17 protein-coding genes are annotated in these 19,044 nt (G+C 36.2%); 5 read left to right on the top strand and 12 right to left on the bottom strand.

Annotated features, from left to right (window positions below; genetic code table 11):
* Positions 1 to 18: 18 nt before the first annotated feature.
* Complete coding sequence (gene metE, locus A3SG_RS0105580) at positions 19 to 2,346, bottom strand: 5-methyltetrahydropteroyltriglutamate--homocysteine S-methyltransferase (protein ID WP_016989036.1); 2,328 nt, start codon at positions 2,344 to 2,346, stop codon at positions 19 to 21.
* Between the two features lie 156 nt (positions 2,347 to 2,502).
* Here metE and A3SG_RS0105585 point away from each other — a divergent pair, with 156 nt between their 5' ends.
* Positions 2,503 to 2,964, top strand: a complete 462-nt coding sequence (locus A3SG_RS0105585) for an Lrp/AsnC family transcriptional regulator (RefSeq protein WP_029596631.1) — start codon at positions 2,503 to 2,505, stop codon at positions 2,962 to 2,964.
* A gap of 82 nt (positions 2,965 to 3,046) precedes the next feature.
* Here the strand turns inward: A3SG_RS0105585 and A3SG_RS0105590 are convergent, their stop codons facing one another.
* The 6 genes from A3SG_RS0105590 to A3SG_RS0105620 all read right to left on the bottom strand — a co-directional run bounded on the left by A3SG_RS0105590 (position 3,047) and on the right by A3SG_RS0105620 (position 7,569).
* The gene (locus tag A3SG_RS0105590; protein ID WP_016989038.1) at positions 3,047 to 3,781 is read right to left on the bottom strand and encodes a hypothetical protein; all 735 of its coding nucleotides are present in this window, start codon (positions 3,779 to 3,781) and stop codon (positions 3,047 to 3,049) included.
* A 595-nt stretch (positions 3,782 to 4,376) separates the two neighbouring features.
* Complete coding sequence (locus A3SG_RS0105600) at positions 4,377 to 5,105, bottom strand: cysteine hydrolase (protein ID WP_016989040.1); 729 nt, start codon at positions 5,103 to 5,105, stop codon at positions 4,377 to 4,379.
* A gap of 12 nt (positions 5,106 to 5,117) precedes the next feature.
* The gene (gene trxA / locus A3SG_RS0105605; protein ID WP_016989041.1) at positions 5,118 to 5,438 is read right to left on the bottom strand and encodes a thioredoxin; all 321 of its coding nucleotides are present in this window, start codon (positions 5,436 to 5,438) and stop codon (positions 5,118 to 5,120) included.
* 61 nt (positions 5,439 to 5,499) lie between these two features.
* Positions 5,500 to 6,033, bottom strand: a complete 534-nt coding sequence (locus A3SG_RS0105610) for a carboxymuconolactone decarboxylase family protein (RefSeq protein WP_016989042.1) — start codon at positions 6,031 to 6,033, stop codon at positions 5,500 to 5,502.
* 26 nt (positions 6,034 to 6,059) lie between these two features.
* Complete coding sequence (locus tag A3SG_RS21845; RefSeq protein ID WP_016989043.1) at positions 6,060 to 6,218, bottom strand: hypothetical protein; 159 nt, start codon at positions 6,216 to 6,218, stop codon at positions 6,060 to 6,062.
* 529 nt (positions 6,219 to 6,747) lie between these two features.
* Positions 6,748 to 7,569, bottom strand: a complete 822-nt coding sequence (locus A3SG_RS0105620) for a helix-turn-helix domain-containing protein (RefSeq protein ID WP_016989044.1) — start codon at positions 7,567 to 7,569, stop codon at positions 6,748 to 6,750.
* 366 nt (positions 7,570 to 7,935) lie between these two features.
* On the opposite strand from A3SG_RS0105620, the gene dgt reads away from it, so the two are divergent.
* Positions 7,936 to 9,282, top strand: a complete 1,347-nt coding sequence (gene dgt, locus A3SG_RS0105625; RefSeq protein ID WP_016989045.1) for a dGTP triphosphohydrolase — start codon at positions 7,936 to 7,938, stop codon at positions 9,280 to 9,282.
* Here the strand turns inward: dgt and A3SG_RS0105630 are convergent, their stop codons facing one another.
* The gene (locus tag A3SG_RS0105630) at positions 9,283 to 10,251 is read right to left on the bottom strand and encodes a DUF3078 domain-containing protein (RefSeq protein ID WP_016989046.1); all 969 of its coding nucleotides are present in this window, start codon (positions 10,249 to 10,251) and stop codon (positions 9,283 to 9,285) included.
* A 34-nt stretch (positions 10,252 to 10,285) separates the two neighbouring features.
* The gene (locus A3SG_RS0105635; RefSeq protein ID WP_016989047.1) at positions 10,286 to 12,073 is read right to left on the bottom strand and encodes a 1-deoxy-D-xylulose-5-phosphate synthase; all 1,788 of its coding nucleotides are present in this window, start codon (positions 12,071 to 12,073) and stop codon (positions 10,286 to 10,288) included.
* A gap of 122 nt (positions 12,074 to 12,195) precedes the next feature.
* On the opposite strand from A3SG_RS0105635, the gene A3SG_RS0105640 reads away from it, so the two are divergent.
* Positions 12,196 to 12,639: a nucleoside deaminase gene (locus A3SG_RS0105640; protein WP_016989048.1), complete on the top strand. Its 444-nt coding sequence runs from the start codon at positions 12,196 to 12,198 to the stop codon at positions 12,637 to 12,639.
* A 51-nt stretch (positions 12,640 to 12,690) separates the two neighbouring features.
* Here the strand turns inward: A3SG_RS0105640 and A3SG_RS0105645 are convergent, their stop codons facing one another.
* The 3 genes from A3SG_RS0105645 to A3SG_RS0105655 form a co-directional block, all read right to left on the bottom strand.
* Positions 12,691 to 13,731: a potassium channel family protein gene (locus A3SG_RS0105645; RefSeq protein ID WP_016989049.1), complete on the bottom strand. Its 1,041-nt coding sequence runs from the start codon at positions 13,729 to 13,731 to the stop codon at positions 12,691 to 12,693.
* Positions 13,732 to 15,165: 1,434 nt separating this feature from the next.
* Positions 15,166 to 16,710: a ribonuclease E/G gene (locus A3SG_RS0105650; protein WP_016989050.1), complete on the bottom strand. Its 1,545-nt coding sequence runs from the start codon at positions 16,708 to 16,710 to the stop codon at positions 15,166 to 15,168.
* 384 nt (positions 16,711 to 17,094) lie between these two features.
* On the bottom strand, positions 17,095 to 17,385 hold the full coding sequence (locus A3SG_RS0105655) for an HU family DNA-binding protein (RefSeq protein ID WP_016989051.1): 291 nt from the start codon (positions 17,383 to 17,385) through the stop codon (positions 17,095 to 17,097).
* 134 nt (positions 17,386 to 17,519) lie between these two features.
* On the opposite strand from A3SG_RS0105655, the gene mutY reads away from it, so the two are divergent.
* Both mutY and A3SG_RS0105665 read left to right on the top strand, forming a co-directional pair.
* A complete protein-coding gene (mutY, locus tag A3SG_RS0105660) occupies positions 17,520 to 18,554 on the top strand; it encodes an A/G-specific adenine glycosylase (protein ID WP_016989052.1) in 1,035 nt (344 codons plus the stop codon).
* A 49-nt stretch (positions 18,555 to 18,603) separates the two neighbouring features.
* Positions 18,604 to 19,044: a single-stranded DNA-binding protein gene (locus A3SG_RS0105665; RefSeq protein ID WP_016989053.1), complete on the top strand. Its 441-nt coding sequence runs from the start codon at positions 18,604 to 18,606 to the stop codon at positions 19,042 to 19,044.

Consider the following 19,044-nt stretch of genomic DNA (forward strand, 5'->3'; position numbering starts at 1 on the left):
CTTTTTGTTGTAGTCGTATTATATTGCGCTAGCTGCAGTGGGATGAGCGAGTCTCATTTCCTGAGCCGCAGCTACCATTTCTATTAATGCTTTCTTTGTTTCGTTCCAATGACGCGTTTTTAAACCGCAATCTGGATTGACCCAAAGCTGGTCTGTAGGAATGACTGCTGCTGCTTTTTCAAGTAGTTGCACCATTTCATTTCTAGAGGGAATGCGAGGGGAATGAATATCATATACTCCGGGGCCAATTTCATTTGGATAATTGAAGTCGGCAAAAGAATCTAGTAATTCCATTTGGGAGCGTGAACATTCAATGGTAATTACATCAGCGTCCATTGCTGCAATATTTTGAATGATATCGTTAAACTCGCTGTAGCACATGTGTGTGTGTATTTGAGTGTCATCTTTTACGCCACTAGCTGAAAGCCTGAATGCTTTTATTGCCCAATCTAAATAAGTAGTCCATTCTTCTTTTCGCAAAGGCAATCCTTCGCGAATAGCAGGCTCATCGATTTGAATGATCTTTATCCCTGCTTGTTCTAAATCCAGCACTTCATCCCTGATTGCCAGCGCGATTTGAGTGCAGGTTACAGATCGTGGCTGGTCGTCGCGAACAAAAGACCATTGTAAGATCGTTACAGGACCAGTTAGCATCCCTTTTACCCATTTTGGAGTCAATGACTGCGCAAAAGTAGCCCACTTGACGGTCATCGAATTGGGGCGAGAAACATCTCCATAGATCACTGGAGGTTTCACGCATCTGCTACCGTAGCTTTGTACCCAGCCGTTTTTTGTAAAAGTAAATCCGTCCAACTGTTCACCAAAATATTCGACCATATCATTGCGTTCAAATTCTCCATGAACCAATACATCAAGACCCGTTTCTTCTTGAAAACGGATGGTTTCTTCAGTTTCTTTTTTGATTAAAGCATCATATTGCTGCTGAGTTAATTCTCCTTTTTTAAACTTTGCTCTCCAGCTTCGTACTTCGGTAGTTTGTGGAAATGATCCAATAGTAGTGGTGGGAAATAAAGGGAGCTGTAAAGCATCAATTTGCTGTTGACGGCGAATGGCGAAAGCACTATTCCTTTTTGAATCTTTATCCACGATAGCAGTAACTCTATTTTTGACCTCTTCATTGTGGATGATTTTTGCTTTCTTTCTTTTATCGTTTGCGAGCGTATTTTCCTCAAAACTGGCCTGATCATTTTCGGTGATTTCATTTGAAGCAAGGTTACATAGTACTACGACTTCTTCTATTTTTTGTTTAGCAAAAGCCAGCCACTGCTTAATCTCAGGTTTTAAAGTACCGTCATTAGTTTCTAAATCTAAATCACATGGCGAATGAATTAAGGAACACGATGGTGCAATCCAAACGCGATTACTCCCCAGGGCATCTGTCGCTTTTTCGATTAGTGCTAAGGTTTTTTTGAAATCATTTTTCCAAATATTACGACCGTCGACAACGCCAAGTGAGAGATGAACCTGGCTTTGTAAAAGTCCCGATTCTAGAATATCATCTAATTGTGAATGACAGCGAACCATGTCCAAGTGTAAAGTGTGAACTGGTAGAGCTAAAACCATAGCTAGGTTTTCACCAAAACAATCAAAATAATTGCTAAGTAGCAGTTTGATTTTTGGAAAACGCTTATTGATTTCATTGTAAACATAAGTAATTGCATTTTTTTCTTTCTCGGTTAAATTTAAAGCTAAAAATGGTTCGTCAAACTGAATATATGTTACCTGTGCATCCTGTAGTTTTTGTAGAATTTCAAAATATACGGGAAGTACTTTGTCAATAAGATCTATCCGGTGAAAGCCTTCTTCTTTTTCTTTTCCAAGCAGTAGATACGAGACAGGGCCAATGATCACTGGCTTTGTGTCATAACCGGCTACTTTTGCTTCTTTATATTCATCGATTATTTTTTCAGAAAACAGACTAAATTCTTGGTCTTTGGTGAATTCAGGAACGATATAATGGTAATTAGTATCAAACCATTTGGTCATTTCCATAGCAACAACATCTTGTCCTTTTTTTTGAGCGCCTCTTGCCATTGCAAAATAGAGATCAAGAACAGAATTCTCTTTGGCAAAAGCGGTATACTGTTCTGGAATAACGCCAAGCATTAGTGATAAATCGAGTACTTGGTCGTAATAGGAAAAGTCATTTGACGGAATTAAGTCTATTCCCGCTTCGTATTGTAGCTTCCAATTGTTTTTTCGAATACTTTGACCGACCGCCATAAGTTCATCAGCTGTAATGCTATTAGACCAGTATAATTCACTGGCTTTTTTAAGTTCCCTGTTGCTACCTATTCTTGGATAACCTAGATTGTTTGTCTTCATTTTTTTTAAGTGTTTATTTCTAAACAAAGGTATTAGGTTAGTATTAAATACTTTGTTTTCTTTGTTACTTAAGGGATAATACCTACTTTTAGCAAATAATGCAGTATTTTGTTTCGTATAGCGCTAAAAATAATAAGTTTAACAGTAAATTATCCTATGGAAAATCTAGATTCAATTGATCTACAAATTCTCAAGCATCTTCAAGAGGATGCTCATATCAATATAAAAGACCTAGCAAGCAAGTTGTTTTTGACATCAACTCCGGTTTACGAACGTATAAAAAGACTAGAAAGAGAAGGATTTATTATGAAATATGTTGCCTTATTAAATAAGGACAAAATGAATCTTGGAATGATCGTATTTTGCAATGTGAGGTTAAAAGAGCATGCACGAAATGTGGGAAGTAATTTTGTAAAAGATATTGTAGCGCTTCCTGAAATTATTGAATCTTATAATATCGCAGGTGACTATGATTTTATGCTAAAAATATTAGTAAAGGATATGACTAGCTATCAGGACTTTGTAATGAATAAATTATCTACAATTGAAAACATTGGGAATACCCAAACTATTTTTGTTATGGGCGAAATTAAACACAGTACAGCATTGAATTTTTAGATTTGCAATACATAACTCAGTAATCAATAGCTGTCGTATAATGTCTTTCTACGGATTTTTCATTAACATACAGGACTAAAAATTACAATTCAGTAAACGGATCTTTCCCATTATTAATTTCTTCGATCGATTGCCCTGTCTTAACATTTTCTAGGTTTAAATCAATTAAGCCTTTATGGCTTGTTGCAATTTTCAGATTATTTTCAAATGTTTTCCAATCTTCCCAAGTCGTTTCCAGTCCGCCCACAGGAATAATACTAACCCACATGCGCCAAGCTTTGGGCATGTAATTTTGGTCAACTAACCATACATAGGAATCTCCGGGTGTGCTTCCGCCAGAAGCGTAGGTAATCAGTAGCGCTTCTTGATCATCCTGGATCACGATACTTCTGGTGGTGCCAGCGTCTCGCAATTTGAAAGGCGCAATAAGCCAGAAAGAATCGTTGTTAAAATAATCATTCGCTTTTTTTATAGCGTCTGTTTTATCCGTGTCGGTTAGTTTTTTATCGTTTTCATAAGCTATGCCTTCTACTGTTTGAGTATTGTAAAGTACTTTTTTATCACCCCACTGTACTTGAACTAAATTGCGTTTTTTGTCCCAGAGGTAATGATGATTTCCTGTAAAGCTAAAGGAAACCGCAGCGGTAGAATCCCAAGCTTTTTGATTGATGGCTGCTTGAATTTTACCTGTAAGTGCTTCGGCTCTTGCTCCTTTTTCTCCTTTGGGAAGTGGAGTACTCTTAAAATATAAAAATACTACTACTGCTATAATGAGGATAAGAATAATAGAACCAATTATTTTGAAAGTTTTTTTCATTATATAAATAGTTTTGTTTTAAAAAGCCTTTCAAATATAATAAAATAAGACCATTTATAAAGCATGTTTCCTGATTTGTTGGCAAACAGCAAAGGGCTCAGCCTCTTAAAGCCAAACCCTTTGTATCCACATTTTTGATGGTATATAGAAGTAGTGGTATATTAGAATCGTCTTAATTTATTCAGGTAGCGCTATAACATACTCAATGTTCCACTCTCCTTCAATTAAGCGTTGCAAGTAACACGTATCAGCTTGCTTTAACAATTCTGTTCTTTGCTCCGGTGTTAGGTCGCCTTCAATTCTTATTTTGGCAGTAACATGCGTACTTAATTTCCCTCCTTCACCACGTTTTACATTTAATTCAAATTCGCCGTCTACATCTTCAATTTCCTAATTATTCTTTCTAGCAATTTAGCGCACTGTCGCTACCTTGCACATTGCGATGCTAGAGAGAATTAAATCCTCAGGCGAAAATCCCAAGCCGGTTCCTTTATTTACAGGCGGTTCGTCACCTATAATGGCATGGCTACCGTTTGCAATTAAAGATTGAAATCCCGTGGATAGATTTTTAATGTTTATTTTCTTTCCCATCGTATTATTTGCTGAAGTTTTTAATTTCAGTTACAATTTCCTGTGTAGTAAAAACATGGCTTGCAATCATTTGAAAATTTACTAAAGCGGCTTCGTAACCATTTAATCCAGGTAAAATAGCGGCTGCTGTTGCATCTTTAACCACGGCTACTTTAAAACCTGATTCTATTAAGTCCCTCATGTGAGATTCTGTACATAAATTAGCAGACATACCCGCTAAGATTACGTTATCAAAACCATGTTTTCTTAATTGTAAAGCCAAATCATTTGATTCAGGACCATATACTTTATGGGGACTAGTTACAATCACATTTGATTCTCCGATGTATTTTTTGTACGGCTCTAACCAATCTGCACCGGAATCTTCGAAACCTACTGTATATAATACATCTGTTCTGTCGAACATATTAAGTTTATGCATCAAAGCTTCCAGCGCACCTTCAATTTGCCAATTGTGATCGTGTTTGAAATAGTAGTGTGGAGATACAAAAACAGTCATATTTTCTTCTTTGGCAATTTTAAAAAGTTGCTCTAAGTTCGCTACCGTATGGTTTTCGGTTACACTTTTCCCAACCACATTCCAGGTAGCACCTTCTGGGCTAAGAAAATCGTTTTGAGGATCAGTGATTACAATTGCAGTTCTGGAATCAACTTTGAAGCCTGGATCAGGTAATTGAGCATGCATTTGAGTTGCTAATAACAATGCGAATGCTACTAATTTTATATTCTTCATTTTCTTAATTTTTTAATTGTTTGTAAAGTTGTTTAATTGACTTGTTATTTCTGATTTACTTTGTACTCCGTTTTGCGTGCCTACAATTTCTCCGTTTTTAAAATAGAATAGCGCAGGAATACTTCGCACTTTAAATTGTGCTGCTAGCTCTGGATTTGTATCTACATTAATTTTTGAAATCACTGCCTTACCGTCAAATTCTTTCGCTAATTCTTCAAGAGCGGGGTGCAGTGCGGTACAAGGCCCACACCAGTCTGCGAAGAAATCTACTAGTACAACGTCGTTTGTATTTATAGTCGTATCAAATGTTGATTTGTCTAAATGTTTTATCATATGTTCTAAGATTTTAATTTATCTGGTAGTGTTTTAATCTCTACCATTACCCGGTTATTAGTTACAATTCTACTGCTATGGGGAAATCGATAGGTACATCAGTTACGTTGTGAAAAAGATTAGTGACAGTAATAATACCGATAGCCATTATTAAGTCAACTAGATTTTCTTTAGTGTAACCTGCTGTATAAAAACCCTCAAGTGTTTCTGCTTCTATTTGTCCATTGTTAGCTGCTATTTGTTGAGCTGTTACAGCTAAAACATTAATTTTATTATCCCAGCTAGCTCCTCCTTTTCTAATCTCAATAATTTGATCGTCTGTAAATCCATTCATTTTAGCCCCCGCGGTATGTGCTGCCTGGCAATATTTACATCCGTTTAATTGACTAACGGTGAGGTCAACCACTTCTTTTTCTTTTTTGCTTAAGGAAGTGGCCGCCCCTGAAAATTGTAAATAGCTACCCAAAGCATTTTTAGAGTGCCCCATTGCGGCATAAATATTAGGAACAAATCCTACTCCTTTTTCTAGTTTATCAAAAATGGCTTGATTGTTTTCAGAAACTTCTTCTCTTGTTGGTACGTTGAAATTTGTCATGTTTTTAATTTTTTTTGAATCAATAATTATATAAATAAGTTGTTTTCGTCACAGTAGTAATCAGTGATTGCCATATTCTGGCAAAAACTTTCTTGATTCACTGCAATTAATTGTGGCGCTTCTTTTATTGCTGTCAGCCCTAAAATGGTTGTGAGGTTAATAATAAAGGTATATATTTTTTTCATAATTTACTTCATATCAGGTTTATAGTGCAAATATAGAAAGAAAGGAAGCATTAAAGTTAGGTCGTATTTCCCGCAGAGTTGTTCATTCTTCCTTTGATGCTTATTTTAATATAGAAAATGATTTGTTTCTGTTTTTAGGAGTAGAAAGTAAATTGGTTTTAAGAAAATCCACCTGCTTTTCGCTATATCTCTTGTGCTTGCTGTCGCCACACAAGAGGATACCGCTGCAATCAGGACTAGAAAAGAATGTTTAGTATATGTAAGAATATTTCTAAAGAAATAGAATAAAGAGAAGAGATCATCTATAAAAGCTGTGTTTACTTTTTCATTTTGACGAAGGAAAAATCATATAATAGGAAACACTAGTAAGAGCTCTAGTTTGTTCATAGATAAAAAAAATTAGTAATAAAGAATTTATGTAATGGAAACCCACAATTGCTTTTAGCCCAGATAAAAGCGGCATCCTTTTATGCTGGGGTTCAGCATAAAAGATAAAGCGGATAGATGGATTAGCTCGTAGATAAATAAATTATACCGTCTTTTTAAATTCAGATGGAGAAACACCTTCCATTTTCTTAAAAAACCTACTGAAAGACTGAATGTCTTCATATCCTATTACGTAAGCAATTTCTTTGATACTCTTGTCGGAATAGCGCAATAGTCGGCGTGCTTCGAGAATGATGCGGTTTTGAATTATCTGTAAAGGCGACTTTTCGTTGTATTTTTTGAATAAATTCGATAAGGTCTTCGGACTTTTATTTAGCATTTCAGCATAATCAGCCACTTGGTGTTTGGTTTTGAAATTACTTTCAACTAAGTAGTTGTATTCGCGTACGATATCTAATTGTTTTTTGCCAAATGTCGTTAACTCCGTTTGCTCTTTGTATATGCGCGTACTTAATATGAGCAAGCGTTTGAGCATCATTTGCAACATATCGTTCTGCAAATCATCTTTGGACTCCATTTCGATAGCAAACATTTTCCAAAGGATTTCGAATTTCTCTAACTCGGCATCGGGAATGGCGATTTTTGGAAATTGTGACGCACCAAAAAATAAAATTCCCTTACAACCTACTTCGCTATCATGATCCGCGATGCAGTAAAACGCTCTGTTGAACCGAATTAATCTCGCACTGTTTACGCTTAAAACTTCTACGTTATGATACTCGGTTAAAAACAAAACCGAATGTATTGGAAAAGTATGCTGGCTACCGTCAACTTTAATTTTTAATTCATTTAAAGCCCAAATAACAGTCAAACCGTCTGTAATTTTTTCTTTAAGTAAATCACAATTGGTAGCGTCAATTTCGGCTAAACGTATGAATTCATTGAGTTGACCTGTGTAGAGCATAATGGTTTTTTATTTGAAAGTTAGTTGTTTGATCCTTTTAGTTTCACTATGAGACGTAAAACAGAAGGAATACTGACCAAAATAGTATCTATTTATATTTTTAACGACAATTTTTAATAATACAGCTCCATTTTTCAAGTGGTTTTAAAACAAAGTTCACATTTATGTTATGTTACCTTCTATTAATCATAAAATTCTACTTTTAGGGTTTGATGTGCTAAATAGTGAGGACGTCAAGAGTTATGCAATGCATAAGGTTTTTGGTGTTTTGTACCATTAGAAAATTTAAATTAAAGCTATTTTATGTTATCGCTATTTTTCTATCTTTGAAAAATTATCCAATTATTCAAATTCGAAAAACACAGTATGAACTGGGAACAACTTCTATCATTAAAAAGACAAGGCGACACGAGCAAACGATTACGTATTGAACAAGATGATACTCGTTTAGGTTTTGAAGTAGATTATGACCGTATTATTTTTTCGGCGGCTTTTAGAAGTCTACAAGATAAAACACAGGTGATTCCGCTTTCAAAAACCGACTTTGTACACACGCGTTTGACGCATAGTTTAGAGGTTTCAGTAGTGGGACGTTCTCTGGGACGTTTGGTTGGAAAGAAAATAATTGAGAAATACCCTTATTTGAAGGAAGTACACGGTTTTCATATGAATGATTTTGGAGCTATTGTAGCCGCGGCTTCATTGGCACACGATATCGGGAATCCGCCTTTTGGACATTCAGGCGAAAAAGCGATTGGAGAGTATTTTTCCATTGGAAACGGAAAAATTTACCAAGACAAATTGTCTAAAAAGCAATGGCAGGATTTAATCGATTTTGAAGGAAATGCAAATGGGTTCTCTGTGTTAACCGCTAGTCGCCCTGGAATTGAGGGCGGTCTTAGAATTTCTTATGCGACTCTTGGCGCTTTTATGAAATACCCAAAAGAGAGTTTGCCAAAGAAACCAACTAAAAATATATCAGATAAAAAGTACGGTTTTTTCCAAACAGACAAAAAGTTTTTTGAAGAAGCTGCCAAAGACATGGGGCTAATCCCAAATAAATCTGGAGATGATATCGGTTTTGAAAGACATCCACTGGCTTACTTAGTGGAGGCAGCAGATGATATTTGTTATACTATCATAGACTTTGAAGACGGAATCAATCTTGGTTTGGTCTCAGAAGATTTTGCTTTGGAGTATTTAATTAAATTGGTAAAAGACAGCATTGACACCTCAAAATATAAAACGCTTACCACTAAGGAAGATCGAATTAGTTATTTACGTGCTCTGGCCATTGGTAGTTTGATTAATGACGCGGTAAAAGTTTTCATTGATAACGAAGAAGCAATTTTAAAGGGGAAATTTCCTTTCGCTTTAACAGATAAAAGCAAGTATAAAGCACAAATGGATGATATCATCAGTATTAGTGTGAATAATATCTATCAGAGTCGGGAAGTGATCGAGAAGGAGATTGTGGGATACCAAATCATACAAACGTTGTTGGATAAATTCATTACGGCCTACGATAACAAGTATAATGGAAATGCCTCTAATTATGATTCCCTAATTTTAAAATTACTACCGGAGAAACACCATTATGAAAAAGAGGATTTGTATGAGAGACTGCTTCATATCTGTCATTTCGTTTCTTTACTTACGGACGGGAATGCTTTAGAGTTATTTGAAACAATCAAAGGCAAGAAAAAGGATTAATTAGAAATTGTAAACAATCCCCACCCCTAAAACTTGTTTTAATTGTAGTTTCGGGCCTACGGTAAACTGTTCTCCATTGATGTCTTCTTTGGCTTTAATGTCATCATCATAGATAATATGGAGCCCTATATTAGTTTTGACATATTCATTAACCACTAATTCTAATGTCAGGTCATAATCGACGTCAATATTGCCAAATTTATTGATATAGTCAGAATACAAACTGAGTCTGTTTTCAAGAGTGATGTTTTTGAATATTTCTTGTTTATAAAAACCAGTTAATAGAAAACCGAGTTCCATTTTTGACTTTTCGCCTTCAGCAATTAAATTCTCATCTAAATCATATAGTGCTTTTTTAACACCAAAAGCACCTTGGTTGGCTAATCTCTGGTCTAGTACCAACGTGATTTTGGAAGTAAAAGGGGATAAGTAAAGTAATTTATGTTTGTCTTTCGTGGCATATTCTGCTCCAAGTCCTAAGAAAATATAAGCGGGCGCAAATGGTTTGGATATAGAGACTTCCGTATTTGGATAGGCGTATCCATCCGTGAACTGGGTATTGAAATTAAATTTTGCAGTGTGGTACCAGTTAGACAACGTATCTTTTCGATAGCCTAAAGCAGAATTAAACTGAAGTACATCTTCCGTTTTCCGTAGCTCGATTCCATCCTGTTTATTCAAGCCATAACGCACAATCAATTCATTTGTCCAGTTGTAATTATTGTTGTTGTAGACGCGATTAAATTTTCCTTTTAATAATCCTGAAATAGAACTAGTTCCACCGGCATTCCAGTTGACAAAAACAATTTCAGAGATGTCAAATCCGACTTTGTTTTTTTTAACCCAATGAGAAAGTGTATCTGGCGCTATCTTTTTAGGGCCGTCTAAGGTTGTAATAATTTTTTGGGAGAACGTGTTTTCTGAAAACAGCAATACAAAAATCAGGAAGGACAAAGAAAGTAATTTCATTAGAAGCGCATTGTGTTTAGGGAGCGCAAAATAATTATTTTGGCTCAACAGAAAAAACTATTTCTAAACTTTTAACGTCGATCTTGCAATATTGTTGTAGTTCGTCAACAGTACCATGTTCTATAAATTCATCAGGTATACCCAGTAATTGTATTTTTGTAGTATAGTTGTTTTTGGCCGCAAACTCCAGTATTCCACTTCCAAAACCACCTTTTATAATCCCATCTTCAATTGTTATTATAGTTTTGAAAGTTTTAAAAATAGAATGTAATTCTTTTTCATCTAGGGGTTTGACGAATGCAAAATCATAATGTGCAATCGTCGTTGGATTGTTTAAATTGGCTAAGGCCAAAGTGACGTTTTTGCCTATCGGACTATTCGATAAAACAGCTGTTTCAGTTCCCTCTTTTAAGCAATTGGCACGACCAATTTCAATTTTCTCATAATTGCCAAAATTCTTGGTTTGCCAATCCGGTAGAACGCCACGACCACGAGGATAGCGGATGGCTATAGGATGGTCTAAGCCAAGCTGCGCGGTATAAAGTATGTTTTGCAGTCCTATTTCATTCAACGGAGAGTGGATGATCATATTGGGTATACAACGCAAATAAGCCAAATCAAAAACGCCGTGATGAGTTCCTCCGTCCTCTCCCACTAGTCCTGCTCTGTCTAGGCAAAAAATAACGGGTAAGTTTTGTATGGCTACATCGTGAATTATTTGGTCATAAGCCCTTTGTAGAAAAGTGGAGTAGATGTTGCAAAAAACCATCATTCCTTGGGTCGCCATTCCAGCAGACAAAGTAACAGCATGCTGTTCAGCAATTCCTACGTCAAAGGCACGCTCTGGTAATGCATCCATCATGAATTTTAAAGAACTTCCTGAGGGCATTGCGGGTGTAATCCCGACTATTTTTTCGTTTTTTCGAGCGAGATCCAAAATCGTTAAGCCAAAAACGTCTTGGTATTTCGGGGGAAGATTTTCTTCCAGTTTCTTATAGATTTCCCCTGTGCTTGCGTCAAACTTTCCAGGAGCGTGGTATTTTACTTGGTCTTCTTCAGCTTGTTTTAGCCCTTTGCCTTTTGTGGTGATTACATGAAGGAATTTAGGGCCTTTTATTTTTTGTAAACGTTTCAGTTCTTTAACTACCGCAAAAATATCATGCCCGTCAATAGGACCGGAATAGTCAATATTCAAGGACTTAATCATGTTATTTTGCTTCGGGTTTTTTCCGTTTTTAACTGCCGTAAGGTAATTCTTCAAGGCACCTACACTTGGATCAATCCCAATTGCATTGTCGTTTAGAATCACTAGTAAATTTGCATCAGTTACTCCGGCATGATTTAGTCCCTCAAAAGCCATCCCCGAGGCTACAGAGGCGTCTCCAATGACCGCGATGTGTTGTTTGTCGAAATCACCTTTTAGGTTAGAAGCAATTGCCATTCCTAAAGCGGCAGAAATAGAAGTAGAGGAGTGGCCTACGCCAAAAGCGTCATAGATACTCTCACTCCTTCTTGGGAAACCGGATAAGCCGCCCAGTTGTCTGTTTGTATGAAAATCACCTCTTCTTCCGGTCAGTATTTTATGTCCGTACGCTTGATGTCCCACGTCCCAAATCAATAGATCATCTGGGGTGCTAAACACATAGTGTAGGGCAATGGTGAGTTCGATAACGCCTAAACTGGCACCGAGATGTCCTTCTTTTACAGAAACAACATCGATGATAAAATTGCGTAATTCTCGGGCTAGCTCTGGAAGTTGGGTTTCGTCGAGCAGGCGCAAATCGGAAGGGTAATTAATGCTTGTGAGTAATTTATCTGACATAAAGCAAATGTACGATTTGAAATTGTATTTTTGTAGTCGATAAAGAAGTTGTTCCATAAAGAATCACTAAATAAAGCGAAGAGTCATAAAGATTTAGAATTTGTGAAATCGCTGTCAAAACTATGATAAATCCATTCACCGACGAGTACTTCATGAAAAAAGCTTTGCAGGAAGCTGAAATGGCTTTTGATAAAGGCGAAATCCCTGTTGGGGCCATTATCGTCGTCAATAATATTGTGATCGCACGAAGTCATAATTTAACTGAATTACTAATCGACGTTACTGCTCATGCAGAAATGCAAGCGATTACCGCTGCGGCAAATTATTTAGGAGGAAAATATTTAGTAGGTTGTACGCTTTACGTCACCTTGGAACCTTGCCAGATGTGTGCCGGCGCCTTGTATTGGAGTCAAATATCAAAAATTGTTTTTGGAGCAAGCGATGAGCACCGTGGATTTGAAAAAATGGGAACACAATTACATCCAAAAACCGTTGTAAAACGGGGAGTTTTAGCGGAAGAAGCTTCAGACTTGATGAAGCGCTTTTTTGTTGCTAAAAGGAGATGATTTTTTATGGTATGTCGTAGCATCGATCCTGTATAAATTTAGGTACGCATTTTAATACGTTTTATCCATTGTTATTTCATGACTGTAACTTCCACAGCTTAGGTCAGTCCATTCCCAGCCATCATCCCTAATTAGTGACAATAATAAGCGGCGTCTGGTTCTTAGTTTTTCATACTCTAATTCGACTATTTCACCGGATATGATTTTTATTCCCTTATTTTCAAGTGCGGTAAGAAGTGGAATAGGAGGTGTTTTTTTGCTTGGAGTTATGTAAGTTGCTGGCAGTGTTATAAGATAGCTAGATATGGCTTTTCTGAGCCTGATTAGTATATTGTAGGCTGGTCGTTGTTCCTCTGATATGTTATGGAGAAGCACGGTAAGCAGCTCGTCGAGATTTGTGATATTGAGTACAAATGCTTCCCTCCTATCTGATGAATGGAAAAAATGCAAAACAGAGTAAGCTTTGTGATTTTGGCCGTGTAAGATGATAGAATCAATGAGGGGAAAGAAAGGACGTTCCAATTCCTTAAAATCTTTTCCATCCCAGTAATTTAATAGCATCTCTTCTACAGATCCGCCAATGGTGTTAATAGTAACGCTTATTTTTCTCTTTGTTATCTCGGATGAAACTACTGGAATTAAATAGGTTATGGCAATGGAAATCAGAATTAGTCCGGTAAATGAAAGTATCGCGGTAAGTATATCCCAGAAATTACCTTCAGGTTCCATGTCGCCTAATCCCAAAGTGGATAAAGTATAGCCAGTGTAAAATATCTTATTGATAACCGTCGTAGGGGAGTTGGTTTCGACATTCATCAGCGAATCGGGCTGGCTTATAAACAATAGGCTGGCAGAAATCCAGATAAGCAGCAGCCAGTTAATCAAAATAGAAACCAATATGACGGCCCCGCCAATTTCTAGCACTTTTCTGCGCCCCATTCGTTTATTAAGTGACAACAGTAGGCTCCAGATAGACTTGGAAAGTCTTTTCGTAATAAAACCAGCTCCACGTACAGACAAGGAGGTATTAATTAAATCAGCGGCAGTAACAAGAAGAATAATAATTCCTATAAAAAACACAAAATAGTTCATGATGTTGAATTTGATCAGTTGTTACAAAACAATTTTAGTTTTGGTAGAGTATTTTACCTAGTCCTGCAAAGGTTTTTATCGTCTTGGCAGGAGGCTAATATAGTAAATAAATGGCTATGTAAAATGATGTTCGCACCAGCCTTCAGGTTTGCAAAGTTTTTTTTGTTTAAATTTCTGGGGCTGGAAAAACTTATGCGTTGTCGTTGCATTGCTATTTTCACAATATTGGTTTTTGATTTGGACAAGTTATCTGGATTGATTTGTCTCAATACATTGTCAAGCAACTTTTTTATTTTGACTGTGGAGGAATCTTCGCAATAATTATGTTTTTGAGTAACCTGAATAAGTTGTAGGAGTTATTGTTTCTCAATATATTATCCGGTAGCTTGTCTTTCCGACGAAGGAGGGATCTTCGCTAAATTAGCCTTTTAGGTAACAGGACTTGGTGACAGGGGTTGGTTGTGGTTCAGTGGTATAAAGATTGTTTCGGTAGTTTGGGTGGCGCCCTCCTTTGTCGGATGGTAAATATTGAGGATAATTAGTTCTGCCATGGAGCAGAGCCTACTCTGCAGAGATCTAGTTTATTGTTCAGTATCACTGGTGCCTCGGGACAGTTGAATAAAATTTTATGTATTTCGTTTAAGCACTATAATTTTTATGTGCCGCTAATTGTTGACCCGAAAAATGCCAACGGCAAGTTCTGCCCAAATGAGTAGGAGGATTACTAGAAGAGCCGTGCAGATGGCGATACGTTATTTGGTTTTAGAGACCTTTCGTAATACCAACTCACACAAAAGACCAGTGCCGAGGAGTAGTGCTCCCGCGCTGACAAAATAAAGCAGAGTCCAGTTTACTTCAGTTGTAAACTACATCGCTATTATTGGTATTTAGCAATAGAATTGCTGTCGTGAGCAAGATGATGACTGTTTCTTTATCTTGTGTAAACACCTGTTCTTGTTAGGTTAACGTTTTAGGTAAGATTTTTAATTGACTTTGTTCCATCGAGCTAAATAATCTCCCAAAGCAAAACGAACAAAAAATAGTAGCATATTAATAGAGAAAACTATTGCTGTAGTTTTCAAAGTTTTGTGCTTGTGCTTTCTCATGGTTTTTATGATTGTATTTGGTTTACTAATATTTATGCTTTTTATAAAGTCAGTAATGATTTATGCTTGCTATTTTTTATTACGCAGAGATTACGCTTTATTTAACACTAATGCTTGCTGTTTTTATTACAAATAAATAAGTTAGTAACAATCGGGTGTTTTGATGATTGTAAACCTTTAGCCCGGATAGCAGTGAAAATCCTTTTTGTCCCATTTTTTGGGATAAAAAGATTGCAACGTATAGCCGGATTAGCTCCTAAAAAAATAGAAGTATTTTCTTAAAAAAAGGACAAAAAAAAACTCCTCAATTTCTCGAGGAGTTTCTGATTTAGTCTTTTATAACATTTCCCGTTTTGTCGTAGAAATGATATTCTAAGTACGTGTAAGCGTCACGCGGTATGATTTTTACCCACTTTTTATGCTCAAAATACCATTTTGAACGCAATGATGGAAAACCTTTTGTAAGGTATGCTGCAACAAAGGGATGTGTGTTAAGCACGACGTCTTTGTGCGTTTTTAAAACTCTTTCTAGATCAGAATTGATTCGGTCAATGATTAAAATTGGCGCTTCAATTTCGCCATTCACATCGTTTGGATCTTCTTCTCTAGTTTTAATGTTTACTTCTGGTCTTACTCTTTGCCTTGTAATCTGGACTAATCCAAATTTACTTGGGGGTAAGATCTTGTGTTTCGCTTTATCATCGTTCATTTCCTCTCTTAAGAAGTCGAACAATATTTTACGGTTTTCAGGATTAGACAAGTCGATAAAATCAATTACGATAATACCACCCATATCACGAAGACGCAATTGTCTAGCGATTTCGGCAGCGGCAATCATGTTGACTTCCATGGCAGTATCTTCCTGGTTAGATGCCTTATTAGAACGGTTTCCGCTGTTTACGTCAATGACGTGTAAGGCTTCAGTATGTTCGATAATAAGATAAGCACCTTTACTCATGGAAACTGTTTTCCCAAATGAAGTCTTGATCTGTCTCTCTATGTTGTATTTCTCAAAAATGGGCGTATCATTTGATTGATAAAACTTAACAATTGATTGTTTTGAAGGTGCAATTTCTTGCAAATAATCCTTCGTTTGGTTGTACAACTCTTCATCATCAATTTGGATACTTGTGAAAGTATCATTAAAAACATCTCTTAAGATAGAGGAAGCTCTGTTGAGTTCTCCTAAAATTTTTGACGGATGATGAGCGGTCGGTAATTTTTTACACATTGCATCCCATCTGCTAAGCAGGTTCTGCATGTCTTTTTCTAATTCGGCTGTATTTTTGCCTTCTGCTACTGTGCGAACAATAACACCAAATCCTTTTGGTTTGATGGATTGTACAAGTTTTTTTAGTCTGTCTTTTTCTTTCTTGTCTTCTATTTTTTGAGAAATAGAAACACGGTCAGAAAACGGAACTAAAACAATAAATCTTCCGGCTAGAGATAGCTCAGCGCTAATTCTTGGACCCTTGGTAGATATTGGTTCTTTTACAACTTGTACCAAGATGGACTGATTGGCATTTATTACATCAGTAATAGTACCATCTTTGTCTATCTCTTTATCAAACTGAAAGTTTTTTAGGGAGAAATCTTTTATTTTACCTGCGCTTACAAGTTTTATGAATTTCAGCTGGGAAGTTAAGTTGGGACCTAAGTCATGATAGTGTAAAAAGGCGTCTTTTTCGAAGCCTACATTTACAAAAGCAGCATTAAGTCCAGCAACTGGTTTTCGTATTTTGGCAATAAAAATATCACCTACTTGAAAGTTGCTTTTTTCTTCTTCCTTGTGTAATTCAATTAGTTTTCCATCTTTTAATAAGGCAAAATCTACAAAATCAGAACTAGATCGAATGATTAATTCTTTATTCACGTTGTAAATTTTTATCCAAACTTTTTAGTTTTCAGTTTTCGGTTTTCAGTTTTCAGTTTTGCAACTCATAACTCATAACTCATAACTCATAACTGAATTGTAAGGATGGATTAAACAATAATTTAACAGGTATTGTACCCGGGGAAAACTAGCTGTCAGTTAACAGTTTTGATTGGTCAGTGTGCTGAATACAAAAAACGGAGGACTGAATACTAATTTTCAATTTCAATGAACTTTTAAAAAAGAAAAAGTAGTTAAAAACTACTTTTTCTTTTTGTGACGGTTAGCTCTCGCTCTTTTTTTACGTTTGTGAGTTGCTACCTTATGTCTCTTTCTTTTTTTACCACTTGGCATATCGTGTCTATTTTATGATTAATTAATATTTTACTTTGCTTCGTTATTTATCTTTACTCCTTCAACAAAAACTTTTGCAGGTTTAAATGCAGGAATATTGTGTGCAGGGATTTTAATTGTTGTATTTTTGGAAATATTTCTTCCAGTTTTTTCAGCTCTAGTCTTTACAATAAAACTTCCGAAACCTCTTAAATAAACATTGTCTCCAGTTTCTAGTGAATTTTTAACTTCATTCATAAAAGTCTCTACTGTCGCTTGTACATCACCTTTTTCTAGACCTAATTTTTCTGAAATTTTTGCTACGATATCTGCTTTCGTCATTTTCTTTCCTTATTTATTATATTGTAATCATTTTTTTGAGTGTGCAAATATATGAATTTAAAAAACAATTATTCAAGCTAATTCGTTAAAATTTAATCATATAAACTTTTACTTTTGTCAATAAATTATTAATAATGAAATTTTCTAATACGCTTATACATTGGTACTTACAAAACAAGAGGGATTTGCCCTGGAGAAGCACTACTAACCCGTACTACATTTGGCTGTCTGAAATCATGCTGCAGCAAACACGTGTTGCCCAAGGAACGCCCTATTTTTTAGCTTTTACTGCTGCATTTCCTACTGTTTTTGATTTGGCTAAAGCCGATGAGGAAGAGGTGCTAAAACTCTGGCAGGGTCTGGGATATTATTCTCGCGCTAGAAATTTACATAAAACAGCTCAATACGTGGCTTGGGAATTATCAGGTGTTTTTCCCGCTACTTATAATGATTTGTTGAAGTTGAAGGGAGTGGGGGAATATACTGCTGCTGCGATTGCCTCTTTTGCCTATAATGAGGTGGTTCCTGTTGTGGATGGAAATGTGTTTCGGGTATTGTCTCGGTACTTTGATGTAGATACTGATATAGCTTTGGCCTCCGCCAAAAAAGAATTTACTGCTTTGGCCTCTGAATTGATTCCAAAAGATAATCCTGCTATTTTCAATCAGGCGATTATGGAGTTTGGTGCTTTGCAATGCGTTCCCAAAAGCCCGAATTGTAGTGTTTGTGTTTTTAACGATAGTTGTGCTGCATTGCAAAAAAACAAAGTGGGTCAGCTCCCGGTGAAGTCTAAGAAGATAAAAGTGCGTAATCGCTACTTTAATTACTTAGTTGTTGCTGACGAAAATGAAGATACGGTAATTCAAAAGCGAACCGCTAAGGGGATTTGGCAGAATTTATATGAGTTCCCTTTGCTGGAAACCCTCAAGGAAGAAGAGTTTGGCCATGTTGCAGAACAGATAAACAATGATTTCTTTTCCGAGCATGAGGTTGTCAGTATAATGGAGTGCAATGAGAAAAGTATTATTCATAAATTATCACATCAACACCTATATATTAAGTTCTGGAAAGTAAGTCTAAAGGGAGCGGTGGAAAACGGAATAAGTAACGAAGTTTTGAAAACATTTCCGTTCCCTATCGTGATACACAATTTTATCGAACAGGAATAAAATAAGATGTAAAAAAATGTATCTTTGGGTTAAATAGACATTTAAAACGATGAACGGAACGTTAAATAAAGTGTTGCTGATTGGGCACCTTGGAGATGAAATTAAAATGCATTATTTTGATGGTGGAAACTGCATTGGCAGATTTCAGTTAGCCACAAATGAGGTCTATATTAACAAAACAACCAACGAAAAAATCACTTCTACAGAGTGGCACAATTTAGTGGTGCGTAATAAAGCGGCCGAAATCTGTGAGAAACACTTGTCAAAAGGGGATAAAATATATATAGAAGGTCGTATTAAATCACGCCAATGGCAGACAGAGGACGGAACGACAAAGCACACCACCGAAATTCAAGTTACGGAGTTCACTTTTTTATCAACGAAGAAAGTTGCTGAAAACAACAAACAAATTGACGGTTCGGAATCCACAAAAAATACTAACTTTGACGCACAAAATAATGGCTTGCCTATTAATGATTTGCCATTCTGA

Origin of the sequence: Flavobacterium sp. ACAM 123 (genome assembly GCF_000264055.1) — a bacterium.
Classification (GTDB): Bacteria; Bacteroidota; Bacteroidia; order Flavobacteriales; family Flavobacteriaceae; genus Flavobacterium.